Annotated in this window: 11 protein-coding genes; 8 read left to right on the forward strand and 3 right to left on the reverse strand. The window is 72.8% G+C overall.

The window, feature by feature from the left end; all coding sequences use genetic code 11:
* The first annotated feature begins 170 nt into the window (after positions 1 to 170).
* The 8 genes from ORG17_RS08700 to ORG17_RS08735 are packed head-to-tail and all read left to right on the forward strand — an operon-like array spanning position 171 to position 9,207.
* A complete protein-coding gene (locus tag ORG17_RS08700) occupies positions 171 to 1,772 on the forward strand; it encodes an ABC transporter substrate-binding protein (protein ID WP_214527000.1) in 1,602 nt (533 codons plus the stop codon).
* Positions 1,769 to 2,797 (forward strand): ABC transporter permease, encoded by a 1,029-nt coding sequence (locus tag ORG17_RS08705; RefSeq protein ID WP_111022881.1) that lies wholly within the window; start codon positions 1,769 to 1,771, stop codon positions 2,795 to 2,797. Before ORG17_RS08700 ends, ORG17_RS08705 begins: the two co-directional genes overlap by 4 nt.
* Entirely contained in the window at positions 2,794 to 3,681 is an 888-nt protein-coding gene (locus ORG17_RS08710; protein ID WP_214527001.1) for an ABC transporter permease, read from the forward strand. The genes ORG17_RS08705 and ORG17_RS08710 overlap by 4 nt, the downstream gene beginning before the upstream one ends.
* Complete coding sequence (locus tag ORG17_RS08715; protein ID WP_214527002.1) at positions 3,678 to 5,465, forward strand: dipeptide ABC transporter ATP-binding protein; 1,788 nt, start codon at positions 3,678 to 3,680, stop codon at positions 5,463 to 5,465. Before ORG17_RS08710 ends, ORG17_RS08715 begins: the two co-directional genes overlap by 4 nt.
* Positions 5,462 to 7,558 carry a CocE/NonD family hydrolase gene (locus ORG17_RS08720; protein WP_214527003.1) on the forward strand — a complete coding sequence of 699 codons (2,097 nt, stop codon included), beginning with the start codon at positions 5,462 to 5,464 and terminating at the stop codon, positions 7,556 to 7,558. The genes ORG17_RS08715 and ORG17_RS08720 overlap by 4 nt, the downstream gene beginning before the upstream one ends.
* Positions 7,555 to 8,199 carry a TetR/AcrR family transcriptional regulator gene (locus tag ORG17_RS08725; RefSeq protein ID WP_035808288.1) on the forward strand — a complete coding sequence of 215 codons (645 nt, stop codon included), beginning with the start codon at positions 7,555 to 7,557 and terminating at the stop codon, positions 8,197 to 8,199. The genes ORG17_RS08720 and ORG17_RS08725 overlap by 4 nt, the downstream gene beginning before the upstream one ends.
* A 29-nt stretch (positions 8,200 to 8,228) precedes the next feature.
* Positions 8,229 to 8,651, forward strand: a complete 423-nt coding sequence (locus ORG17_RS08730) for an SIP domain-containing protein (protein ID WP_214527004.1) — start codon at positions 8,229 to 8,231, stop codon at positions 8,649 to 8,651.
* Between the two features lie 52 nt (positions 8,652 to 8,703).
* On the forward strand, positions 8,704 to 9,207 hold the full coding sequence (locus ORG17_RS08735) for a Dps family protein (protein ID WP_071244661.1): 504 nt from the start codon (positions 8,704 to 8,706) through the stop codon (positions 9,205 to 9,207).
* 86 nt (positions 9,208 to 9,293) lie between these two features.
* Here the strand turns inward: ORG17_RS08735 and ORG17_RS08740 are convergent, their stop codons facing one another.
* The 3 genes from ORG17_RS08740 to ORG17_RS08750 are packed head-to-tail and all read right to left on the reverse strand — an operon-like array spanning position 9,294 to position 11,907.
* Positions 9,294 to 9,956 carry a response regulator gene (locus ORG17_RS08740; RefSeq protein WP_214527005.1) on the reverse strand — a complete coding sequence of 221 codons (663 nt, stop codon included), beginning with the start codon at positions 9,954 to 9,956 and terminating at the stop codon, positions 9,294 to 9,296.
* The gene (locus ORG17_RS08745) at positions 9,953 to 11,200 is read right to left on the reverse strand and encodes a sensor histidine kinase (RefSeq protein WP_214527007.1); all 1,248 of its coding nucleotides are present in this window, start codon (positions 11,198 to 11,200) and stop codon (positions 9,953 to 9,955) included. Before ORG17_RS08745 ends, ORG17_RS08740 begins: the two co-directional genes overlap by 4 nt.
* The gene (locus ORG17_RS08750) at positions 11,197 to 11,907 is read right to left on the reverse strand and encodes a DedA family protein (protein ID WP_214527009.1); all 711 of its coding nucleotides are present in this window, start codon (positions 11,905 to 11,907) and stop codon (positions 11,197 to 11,199) included. Before ORG17_RS08750 ends, ORG17_RS08745 begins: the two co-directional genes overlap by 4 nt.
* Positions 11,908 to 11,955 lie beyond the last annotated feature (48 nt).

Here is an 11,955-nt window from a genome sequence, read left to right on the forward strand (position 1 = left end):
GTTGGTAAACGTTCCACGTGTGGACGGAACGGTCGTGCGCGGCGGCGGATCGGCGCGGGCTCGCCGATCGGGTCGGACGCGGTGGTGACCCGCGCGGCGGGAGCGGGCTTGGGGGATCGGCCCGGGACCTCTATCGTTCACCGGAACGATTACAGGAGGGGTCACCCCGAATGCAGCCCATCGTCCCCGAACCCCGAGGCGCCCACGGTCCGAGCCGTCGGGCGCTCATCACCGGCGCCGCCGGTCTGGCCGGCCTCGGCCTGCTCACCTTCGCCGGATGCAGCTCCGGCGCGTCCGCCGGCACCCCCACGATCCCCGAGGCGGCGGCCACCGGCGTCGCCCGTCGGGGCGGACGCCTGCGCATCGCGCGGCCCGCCGCCTCCGCCGCCGAGACCCTCGACTCCGCGAGCTCGCTGTCGGCCTACGAGTACCTCGGCGCGCTGTACAACCGGCTCGTCAAGCTCGACCAGCAGGGCACCCCGGTGCCGGACCTGGCTGAGGAGTGGTCCGCGAACGCCGACGGCACCGAGTGGACCTTCGCGCTCCGCCGGGGCGTGGTCTTCCACGACGGGTCCCGGTTCACCGCCGACGACGCCATCGCCAGCATCCGGCACATCCTCGACGAGAAGACCGGCAGCCCGCAGGCCGGGGTGCTCGGCGAGGTCATGGACGCCGACTCGATGCGCGCCGTCGACCCGTACACGCTGCGCTTCTCGCTGACGAAGCCGAACGCCGAGTTCCCGTCGCTGCTCACCGCCTACCAGTGCTACATCGTGCCGGCCGACGCCATCGCCGACATCGGCCGCACCGGGATCGGGACGGGGCCGTTCCGGCTGTCGTCGTTCACCCCCGCCGGTGCGGGCAGCGTCGAGGCGTTCCCGGACCACTTCGCCGGCCACCCGGCGCTCGACGGCATCGACTTCTACTCGATCCAGGACACCACCGCGCGGGTGAACGCCCTGCTCGCCGGGCAGATCGACCTCATCTCGCAGACGAACCTGGACTTCGCGACCGCCCGGGTGGTGTCGGCGTCCGACCACGCCACCGTCGCCCGGTCGAAGAACGCCCAGTGGTACACGATCCCGATGCTCGCCACGAGCGACGAGTTCAGCGACCCGCGGGTGCGCCAGGCGATGAAGCTCGCCTACGACCCCCGGAAGATCGTCGACACGGCGCTGCAGGGCACCGGTTCGGCAGGCTGGGACAACCCCGTGCCGCCGCAGCTCGCCGCGTTCGTCGACGACCACCGCGAGTACGACCCGGACAAGGCCCGGGCGCTGCTCAAGCAGGCCGGGCGTGCGGACTTCCGCGCCGCGATCTACACGTCGAGCTACGAGTCGGTGTTCACCCCGATGGCCGTCGCCTACCGGGACGCCGTCGCCGATGCGGGCATCCGTCTGACCGTCCGCAACGCCAGCTCGGACTCGTACTACACGCAGATCTGGATGCAGAAGCCGCTCATGGTGAGCTACTGGTTCACGGGGCGGCCGATCGACCAGCTGCTCAACCAGATCTTCCGCTCGGGGTCGTCGTACAACGAGAGCGCCTGGTCGAACGAGACCTTCGACGGGCTGCTCGACGACGCCCGCGCCGAGATGGACGACGCCAAGCGGCTCACCCTGTACCAGGACGCCCAGCGGCTCGTCGTCGAGGACGGTGCCGACATGACGCCGATGTTCGGCGACCGGCTCGTGGGGTTGTCCCGCGACGTCGTGAACTACTCGGAGTACGGCTTCGAGTTCGACTACCTGCGGATCGGACTGCGCCGATGACGACCACGAACACGCCGTCGGACGTCCTCGTCCCCGTCCTCCGCCGCGTCGGCATCGCCGTGCTGACCGTGGTGCTCGCCTCGCTCTTCGTGTTCCTCGCGGTGCAGGCGCTCCCCGGCGACGTCGCCCAGCAGCTGCTCGGGCAGAACGCCACCCCCGACGCCGTCAAGCAGCTGCGCGAGACCCTCGGCCTCGACCAGAACGTCTGGCTCCGCTACCTGCAGTGGCTCGGCGGCGCGGTGCACGGCGACTTCGGCACCTCGCTCGTCAGCGGCGAACCGGTCGCCCCGACGCTGTTCACGGCCTTCCGGAACAGCATGCTCATCGCCGTGCCCGCGATGCTCGTCGGCGTCACGGTGTCCCTGACGCTCGGGGTCGTCGCCGGTGTCCGCCGCGGCCGTCCGAGCGACAAGGTGATCTCGATCGTCAGCCTGGTCGTGATGAGCGTGCCGGAGTTCATGGTCGCCACCGTCCTGGTGCTGCTGTTCGCGATCGGCCTGCCGGTCTTCCCCGCCGTCGTGCTGCGGGGGAGCGACGCCACCGTCGCCGAGCTGCTGCCCACCATCTGGCTGCCGATCATCGTGCTGACCCTCGCGATGGCCGCCTACATCGTGCGGACGGCCCGCTCGTCGACCATCGACGTGATGGCGTCGGAGTTCGTCACGACAGCCGAGCTCAAGGGCCTGACGATGCGCCGGGTGGTGTGGAAGCACGCGGTCCCGAGCGCCCTGCTCCCGACGCTGAACGTCGTCGCGCTCAACGTCGCGTGGCTGCTCGGCGGTGTCGTGGTGGTCGAGAACGTCTTCAACTACCCGGGGATGGGCAAGCTCATGCTCGAGTCGGTCTTCAACCGCGACCTGCCCACCATCGAGGCGATCGCCCTGCTGAGCGCCCTGATCTACGTCGTGTGCAACCTGGCCGCCGACCTCGTCGCGCTCGCACTCGACCCGAAGCTGCGGACCCGCCAGCGACGACCGCGCACGCGCACCCGCAGCGCCCGCAGCACCAGGAAGGCCGCCGCATGACCGCCACCGCACCCCGCCGCCGCGTCGGACGCGACGTGCTCGCCGGCGCGCTCGCACCCCTGCGCGGGTCGACGGCGCTGAGCATCGGCCTCGGCCTCATCGCCCTGCACGTCGTCCTCGCCCTGCTCGCGCCGGTCATCGCCGGGCACGACCCGGTCGCCACGAACGCCGGCGACGTGCTCGCCGGTCCGACGTGGACGCACTGGCTCGGCACCGACCAGTACGGGCGTGACGTCCTCTCCCGCACCCTGAACGGCGGCCGGTACGCGCTTTCCGTGACCTTCCTCGCCACCACGATCGCCGTGGCGGTCGGCACCGTGCTCGGGTGCGTCACGGCCTACGCCGACAACTGGTTCGACGAGGTCGTCATGCGCGTCGTCGACGCCCTGCTCAGCGTGCCGTCGATCCTCGCGCTCCTGGTCGTCGTGACGGTCTTCGACGCCGGCCTCTGGGTCATCGTCCTCGCCGTCACGGTCGTCTACGCCCCTGCGGTGACCCGTGTCGTCAGCGGCGCCGCCCGCACCGTGATCACGCAGGACTACGTCACCGCGGCCCGCGCCCGGGGCGAGCGGCCGCTGTCGATCGTGTTCCGCGAGATCCTGCCGAACGTGCTCGACGTCGTGCTCGTCGAGTACGCGATGCGGGCCTCGTGGATCGTGCTGCTCGTCGCGTCGCTGTCCTTCCTGGGCTTCGGCGCGAACCCACCGACCCCGGACTGGGGCCTGATGGTGCAGGAGAACCGCACCGCGCTCACCGTGGTGCCGCTCGGCACACTCGCCCCGATCGTGGCACTCGCCACGCTGGTGATCGGACTGAACCTCGCGGCCGACGGCCTGAGCAAGTCGCTCGGTGTCGACCGTGCGAAGCAGGGAGTCAGCGCATGACCCGCACCGACACCGGCACGACGTCCGCCGCGACGACGACCGTGCCCGACGCGATCGTCCGCGTCGACGACCTGTCCATCTCGTACGCCGCCGGCAAGCGGCGCGTCCCCGTCGTCCGGGGCGTCTCGTTCGCGATCGAGGCCGGTCGCACCCTGGGCCTGGTCGGCGAGTCCGGCAGCGGCAAGTCGACCGTCGCGCGGACGCTCCTCGCACACCTACGGGCCGGGTCGGCGATCGACGGCGGGACGGTCCGCGTCGACGGCGCCGACGTCTTCGCCCTGTCGCCGGCCGGCCGCCGGGCGCTCCGCGGCGGCACCGCCTCGGTCGTCGCCCAGAACGCCGGGCAGGCACTCACCCCGTCGATGCGCGTCGGCGAGCAGATCCGCGAGGCCCTCCGCGCCCACGGCGAGCCCGACGGCCCCGAACGCGTCGCCGAGCTGGTCCGGCTGGTCCGGCTGCCGGACCCCGACGCGATCGTCCGTCGGTACCCGCACCAGTTGTCCGGCGGCCAGCAGCAGCGCATCGCCATCGCGATGGCCGTCGCCGCCCGGCCGCGCGTGCTCGTCCTCGACGAACCGACCACCGCCCTCGACGTCGTCACCCAGGCCGCGGTCCTCGACCTGGTCGCCGACCTCGGTCGGCAGCTCGGCATGGCCGTCCTGCTCGTCAGCCACGACCTCGGGGTGGTGTCCGCCATGGCGGACGAGATCGCCGTGATGCGCGACGGCGAGGTCGTCGAGCACGCCGCCACGGCGGCGCTCTTCGCCGCTCCGCAGCACGAGTACACGCGCGCCCTGCTGGCCGCGGTGCCGGACGGGCGACGGCCTGGAGGGACGGATCGCGACGCCCTGGACGCGACCGTCCCCGGGACGGTCGGCTCCCCGGCGACCCGCACCGCGCCTCCCGAGCGTGCAGCCCGCCCCGTGGTGGCCGCTGACGACCTGGTGATCCGCTACGGCCGCGGCCTGCCGGCCGCCGTCGACGGCGTCTCGTTCACGATCGCCGCGCACGAGACGCTCGCCGTCGTCGGCGAGTCCGGCAGCGGCAAGTCGACGCTCGCGACGGCGCTGGCCGGCCTGGTGCCGGCCGAGTCGGGGACGTTCACGTACGACGACGGCACGACCCGCGGCGACCTGCGCGAGCCGATCGCCGGTCGCGCGCCCGACCTGCGGCGCGCCGTGCAGCTCGTGTTCCAGAACGCGGACACGTCGCTCAACCCGCGGCGCACCGTGGGTGCAGCCGTCGCGCGGCCGCTCCGGCTGTTCAGCGGCTCGTCCTCGCGCGAGCGCGTGGGCGCCCTGCTCAGCCAGGTCGGGCTCGGGCCGGAGTTCGCCGACCGCCTGCCCGCGCAGCTGTCCGGTGGGCAGCGCCAGCGCGTCGGGATCGCGCGCGCACTCGCGGCCGAGCCGTCGCTCGTGATCGCCGACGAGATCACCACCGCGCTCGACGTGCAGGTGCAGGCGGGGATCCTCGCCCTGCTGGCCGACCTGCAGCGCGAGCGCGGCCTCGCCTGCCTGTTCATCAGCCACGACCTCGCCGTGGTGCGGGGCGTGGCGGACCGGGTCGCGGTGATGACCGGTGGCCGGATCGTCGAGATCGGACCGACCGAGCGGGTGTTCACCGGCCCGAACCACCCGTACACGTCGACGCTGCTCGCGGCGACCCTCGAACCCGGCAGCACGACCCTGCCCGACGTCGGTGACGGGGTGCCGCGCTGGCGGCACGCCGACGGCTGGACCGACCACGGCGACGGACACCGCACCCGCAACTGGGAGGACGCATGACGACCGACGACGGCACCGACCACGGCACCGCCGCCGCCACCTTCACCGCCATCGGCGACCCCGGCTCGCTGCCCGCGGGCGTGTCGGTCCGCGACGAGTGGATCCCGATGCCCGACGGTGTGCGGCTGCACGCCCGGATCTGGGCACCGTCGCAGTCGCCGACGCAGTCGGGTGACCCCGGCGGTCCGACGCCGGTGCTGCTCGAGTACCTGCCGTACCGGCTCGACGACTGGACCGCACCACGCGACTCGGAGCGGCACCCCTGGTACGCCCAGCACGGGTACGCCTCGGTGCGGGTCGACATCCGCGGCACCGGTTCGTCCGACGGGTTCTTCGACGACGAGTACAGCGAGCAGGAGCTGCTCGACGGTGAGGCCGTGATCGCCTGGCTCGCCGAGCAACCGTGGTCGACGGGCGCCGTCGGCATGTTCGGCATCTCGTGGGGCGGCTTCAACGCGCTGCAGCTCGCGGCCCGGGCACCCGCCGCACTCAAGGCCATCGTGACGGTCTGCTCGACGGACGACCGGTACGACAACGACGTGCACTACGTCGGCGGCGCCGTGCTCGGCATCGACATGGCGGCCTGGGGCGCGACCATGTTCGCCTTCAACTCCCGGCCGCCCAGGCCCGAGGTCGTCGGCGCCGGGTGGACCGACCGCTGGCGGGAACGCCTCGAGGCGAACCGCCCGATGACGCCCGTGTGGCTGGCGCACCAGGAACGTGACGACTACTGGCGGCACGGCAGCGCGGCCGAGGACTACGACGGCATCCGCGCCGCGGTGCTCGCGGTCGGTGGCTGGGCGGACCCGTACCGGGACGCCGTGCTCCGGCTCGTCGACCACGTCAGCGCCCCCGTGAAGGGCATCGTCGGCCCGTGGTCGCACCAGTACCCGGACCGTGGACTCGCGCCGGGTCCGTCGATCGGGTTCCTGCAGGAGACCCTGCGGTGGTGGGACCGCTGGCTGCTCGGGGTGGACACCGGCGTCGAGGACGACCCCGCACTGCGGGCCTGGATCAACGAGGGCGAAGCCCCCGCGCCGTACTACGCCGGTCGCCGCGGTCGCTGGATCGGTGCCGAGGCGTGGCCCTCCGCCGCGACCCACGAGCGCGTCCTGCCCCTCGCCGCCCTGCGGGGCGGTGACCTCGGACCGGTCGTGGTGCGGTCACCGCAGCACACCGGGGTGGACGCCGGTCGGTTCTTCCCGTTCGGCAACGCCACCGACCTGCCGCCGGACCAGCGCGCCGAGGACGGCCGGTCGGTGACCTTCGACCTGCCGGTCGGCAAGGCGTTCGACCTGCTCGGCAACGTGCTCGTGCGGTTGTCCGTCACGAGCGATGCGCCCCGGGCCACCCTGACCGTCCGGCTCTGTGACGTCGCACCGGACGGCTCGTCGACGCTCGTCACACGCGGGGTGCTGAACGCCGCGAAGCGCGACGGCATGGACCGCGACGACGTGCTCGTGCCCGGGACGCCCGCCGAACTACCCGTGCGCCTGGTCTCGACCGGACACCGGTTCGCCGCCGGACACCGGCTGCGCATCGCGGTCTCGTCGTCCTACTGGCCGTGGGTGTGGCCGCACGGCGTCGAGGCCACGGTGACGATCGACCCGACCGCCTCGAGCGTCACCCTGCCCACCTGGACCCGGTCGACCGACGACGGGGTGGTCTTCGCCGAGCCCGAACGGTCCGAGCCCCTCGTGATCGAGCGCGTCGCGCCGGCCGACCCGCTGCCGCAGCGCACGGTGACGCACGACGTCGAGACGGGGGAGTGGACGCTCGACGTCGACCCCGGGTACGGCGGCGGGCGCATCTACCCGGACGGCCTCGTGTTCACCGAGGACGCCCGCGAGACGTACCGGATCCGCTCCGACGACCCGACCAGCGCACGGGCGAGTTCCCGTTGGGCCATCGGGCTGGCGAAGCCGGAGTGGGCCGCGCGCCTCGAGACGTCGTCCGAGGTCACCGCCGACGCCGACACCTTCCACGTCGTCAACACCGTGCGCGCCTGGGCCCGCGATGGCGGACCCGAAGAACCCGAGGTGCTGGTCACCGAGCGGACCTTCGTCGACGACGTCCCACGGACGTCGGCGTGACCGCGGCGGCACGGGTCCGGCAGCGGCCGGAGGTCCGACGCGCGATGATCGTCGAGGCCGCCCGCGCGGTGATCGTCCGGAACGGCGTCGGTGCCACCGGGTTGCGCGACATCGCGGCCGAGGCCGGCGTCTCCGTCGGAACCGTCACGTACCACTTCGGCAGTGTCGCGGAGATCCTCAACGAGGTCGTGGTGCTCGAGACGGAGCGCTTCTACGGCGCCATCGTCGCGGCCGTCGACGCCGAACCCGACGTGCTGGTGGGGCTGCGGATGCTCGTCGCCCCGCTGTTCGGCGACACCGAGCAGGTCCGGCAGCACTGGCGGATCTGGTCCGACTACTGGACCGCGGTGGTGCGACGGCCCGAGGTGGCCGCCGAGTACGCCGAACGCATCCGCGTCTGGGAGGCGTGCCTGGTGCGGGTCATCCGGCGCGGGGTGGAGGCCGGGGTGTTCGTCGACGTCGACGCCGACACCGTCGCGCTGCAGCTCGCCGCGTACAGCGACGGCGTCGCGACGCAGATCGCCCAGGGCGTCCCGGGACTGACGAACACGGTCGCCCTGTCCTGGATGTGGCGGTTCCTGTCGCACGAACTCGGTGTGCCCGCTGTGGACATCGCCGGAACCGGTCGTTCCCCCTTGTGATGAGGTAAGGCTTCCCTTACCGTTGCCACATGGCACGGACCCGGCGACAGCCCAGCGAACGCATCCTCATCGCGGGCGGTGCCGAGGACCTCGTCGAGATCCACCGCCAGCTCGAGGAACTCCCCGAGAACGCGTACGGGCAGGTCTTCGTCGAGGTCGCCCTCGACGAGCAGATCCGCATCCTGCCGGCTCCGCCGCGCGTCACCGTGACCTGGCTGGTCCGGAGCACCCGCAGCTCGGCCGTCGCCCCGCTGGTCTTCGCGGACCACGGCGAAGCCCTCGCACACGCCCTGACCGGCTGGGCCGCCGAGTGGTGCGTGACGGGCTGCGAGCCCCGCACCTCGGTCTGGATCGGGTGCGCGGACAGCCCGTGGATCGAGCGCGCACGGTCCATGGTGCAGCTCGAACTCACCGACGCCGGCCAGCAGGTCCAGGTCGAGTACGGCGGGTAAGGGCAGCCTGCTCTTCCTTGCAATGTGCAAAAGACGGGGGCATGGTTGTGTCATGACCACGCAGAGCAGCACCACCACCCCGAGCACCACGTCCCCGTTCTCGACCACGCCGGAGCTCGCAGCCGGGGTCGCGCAGTTCCTCGCCCCCGTCGTCATCGACCTCGAGGCGCTCGTCGTCAACGGCAAGCAGGCCCACTGGCACGTCCGTGGCCGCAACTTCGTCGGCGTGCACGAGCTCCTCGACGAGATCGTCGAGCACGCGCAGGACTACGCGGACAAGGCTGCGGAGCGCATCGTCGCCCTCGGCCTGCCGGTCGACTCGCGCATCGCGACCGTCGCCGCGAACACCACCCTGCCGCCGCTGTCGCAGGGCTTCCAGAACTCGGACGTCACCATCACCGAGGTGATCGCCCAGATCGACGCCGCACTGCTGCAGGTCCGCCGTGCGGTCGACGGCCTCGACGAGGTCGACCTCAACAGCCAGGACGTCGCGATCGAGATCGAGCGCGCGCTGACCAAGGACCGCTGGTTCCTGCAGGCGCACCTCGCCGCCTGAGTCGCGACCACACCTCTGACAGGAGGCCCGGTGCCAGCTGGCACCGGGCCTCCTGTCCGTCTGCGGTCACGTCTCGGGCCCGCACCTCACACGGACGGCGTGACCAGCCCGCTCTCGTAGGCCAGCACGACGGCGTGCACCCGGTCCCGCAGCTGCAGCTTCGCCAGGACCCGGCCGACGTGGGTCTTCACGGTCTGCTCCGCGATGAACAGCTCCGCCGCGATCTCACCGTTCGACCGCCCCCGCGCCATCAGCAGGAACACGTCGCGCTCCCGGTCCGTCAGCACGTCGAGCACCTCGGTCCGCGGGGCCGTCGGCTGCGGACCGGCGACGAAGGCCTCGACGAGGTGCCGGGTCACCCTCGGTGCGAGCAGGGAGTCGCCGGCTGCGACGGTCCGCACGGCCTGCACGAGCTCCTCGGCGCTCGCGTCCTTGAGCAGGAACCCGCTCGCCCCGGCACGGAGCGCGTCGAACACGTAGTCGTCGATGTCGAACGTCGTGAGCATCACCACGCGGACGGGCGACTCCGCGGGCGCCGCGGTGATCCGCCGGGTCGCCTCGATCCCGTCGAGCTCCGGCATCCGGACGTCCATCAGGATCACGTCCGGCCGGAGCCGGATCGCCATGACGACCGCCTCGGCCCCGTTCGCTGCCTCGCCGACGACCTCGACGTCGTCCTGGGCCTGGAGGATCGCCCGCAGTCCGACACGGAACATCTGCTGGTCGTCGACCACCATCACCCGCGTCATCGGCTTGCCCCGTCGGCCGTCGGCTGCGACGTGGTCGCGGTGGGCCGGGTGGGCAGACTGACGGCGACGCGGAAGCCGCCGTCCGGGTCCGGCCCGTGGTCGATGGTGCCGCGGAGCGCGGCGACGCGCTCCCGCATGCCCGCCAGACCGAAGCCGCCGTCGTCCGGCGGCGCACCGGGCACGCTGCCGACCGGTGGCGCGGTGTTGGCGACCTCGACCGTGAGGGCCGACCCGTGCCTCCCGACCGTCACGACGGTGGTCGCACCGGGCGCGTGCCGGGCCACGTTGCCGAGCGCCTCCTGCACGACCCGGTACACGGTGAGCTGCGCGAGCCGGTCGACGTCGTCGAGGTCGGGGTCGAGCCCCTCGTCGAGTCGGAGTTCGACGGGGATGCCGGCCGCGCGGGTGGCCTGCACGAGCGCGTGCAGGTCGGCGAGCCGCGGCTGCGGTGCGCGCTCGGCGGCGGCGTCGCCACGCAGGGTGCCGAGCAGCTGCCGCATCTCCCGCAGGGCCGTGCGCGAGGTCTCGGCGATCGCGGCGAACTCGGTTCGGGCCTCCGGCGGCAGGTCCGCGACGCGGTACGGGGCGGACTCGGCCTGCATGTGCACGACGGACATGCTGTGGGCGACGACGTCGTGGAGCTCACGGGCTATCCGGGAGCGCTCCTCGACCGTCCGGCGTCGGGCCTGCTCGAGCTCGGTGTCGCGGCGGGCGGCGGCGAGCTCCTCGCGCACGGTCCGGCGCTGCCCGATGACCACCGCAGCGGCCGCCACGACGAGGGTGTCGCCGGCACTCACCACGAAGCTCGTCGCCCAGACGTCGACCTGCCCCCACCGGTCGGGCGTCACGCCGATGAGCAGCAGGGTGAGCAGCGTCGCCGCGACCCAGACCACCGCGGTGAGCCGCCAGGTGGTGCGGACGCCCAGCACGACGAGCAGCACACTCAGGCCGATGATGCTCGTGACCGAGACCGGCCAGGGCCCGACGGTGCCGGGTGCCGTCAGGATGCCGAGGCCGGCGAGGGCGACGAGGTGCGCGACCGACGCCGTGCGGGGGACGAGCGGTGCGAGGCCGATGCTCGCCGACAGCACGGCGGTCGCGAGCATCGCGAGCGGCACGGGGACGCCGTAGAACACCGCGGTCACGGGTGCGGCGACGGCGAACAGGGACACCACGACGACGACGAAGCCGATCTGCACGGCAGGCCGGACCCAGGTGGGTCGGGGCTTCGGGACGACGGTCACGGGCGGGCGGTCTCTCCGGTTCGGACGAGGCAGGGCTCGGGGGCGGTGGCGGGGGCGGGTGTGGCAGCGGCAGCGGCAGCGGCAGCGGCGGCAGCGCGGGCCTCGCGGGCTTCGCGCCTGCGGCTGATGGTACCGAGCACCCGGTCGACCGCGATCCCGAGCCCGGCGGCGACCACCATCGACACCAGGGCCGCGACGATCGGTTCGTGCAGCACGCTCGACGCGGCCAGGGCGATCCCGATCGACACCGCCGACCACGCCACACCCGCGATCGCGCTGATCGCGAGGAACCGGCGGTAGGGCAGGCCGGTCGCGCCGGCGGTCATGTTGACCGCGACCCGGCCGACCGGAATGAAGCGCCCGGTCAGGATGAGGCTGGCCGAGCGGCGCTGCATCTGCCGCTCAGCGAACGCGAAGGCCGCTGCGATCCGTGGTCGCTTCGACCGGGCCAGCCGGGCGAACCCGATCCGGCGACCGATCGAGTACGCGATCGAGTCGCCGGCGATCGCTCCGAGGGCGGCGGCGGCGAGCACCACGGCGAGCACGGGCTGCCCGGACGTCGCGGCGACGGCGGCGATCGCGACCAGGGCGGACTCGCTCGGCACCGGCGGGAAGAAGCCGTCCACCAGGCACAGGGCGAAGAGGACGACGTAGACGAGCGGACTCGCGGCCAGCTCGACGACGAGCGGGGTGATCTGGTCGAACACGGGGTGCTCCCTCCCGCCGACGGAACTCGTCGACGAGGACGACGCTAC

It is taken from the genome of Curtobacterium flaccumfaciens pv. betae (assembly GCF_026241855.1).
Lineage (GTDB): Bacteria > Actinomycetota > Actinomycetes > Actinomycetales > Microbacteriaceae > Curtobacterium > Curtobacterium flaccumfaciens.

Bases quoted from the DNA above. Each gene is read 5' to 3' on its own strand.
- ORG17_RS08700 (WP_214527000.1), top strand. From the start codon at position 171: ATGCAGCCCATCGTCCCCGAACCCCGAGGCGCCCACGGTCCGAGCCGT.
- ORG17_RS08705 (WP_111022881.1), top strand. From the start codon at position 1,769: ATGACGACCACGAACACGCCGTCGGACGTCCTCGTCCCCGTCCTCCGC.
- ORG17_RS08710 (WP_214527001.1), top strand. From the start codon at position 2,794: ATGACCGCCACCGCACCCCGCCGCCGCGTCGGACGCGACGTGCTCGCC.
- ORG17_RS08715 (WP_214527002.1), top strand. From the start codon at position 3,678: ATGACCCGCACCGACACCGGCACGACGTCCGCCGCGACGACGACCGTG.
- ORG17_RS08720 (WP_214527003.1), top strand. From the start codon at position 5,462: ATGACGACCGACGACGGCACCGACCACGGCACCGCCGCCGCCACCTTC.
- ORG17_RS08730 (WP_214527004.1), top strand. From the start codon at position 8,229: ATGGCACGGACCCGGCGACAGCCCAGCGAACGCATCCTCATCGCGGGC.
- ORG17_RS08735 (WP_071244661.1), top strand. From the start codon at position 8,704: ATGACCACGCAGAGCAGCACCACCACCCCGAGCACCACGTCCCCGTTC.
- ORG17_RS08740 (WP_214527005.1), bottom strand. From the start codon at position 9,956: ATGACGCGGGTGATGGTGGTCGACGACCAGCAGATGTTCCGTGTCGGA.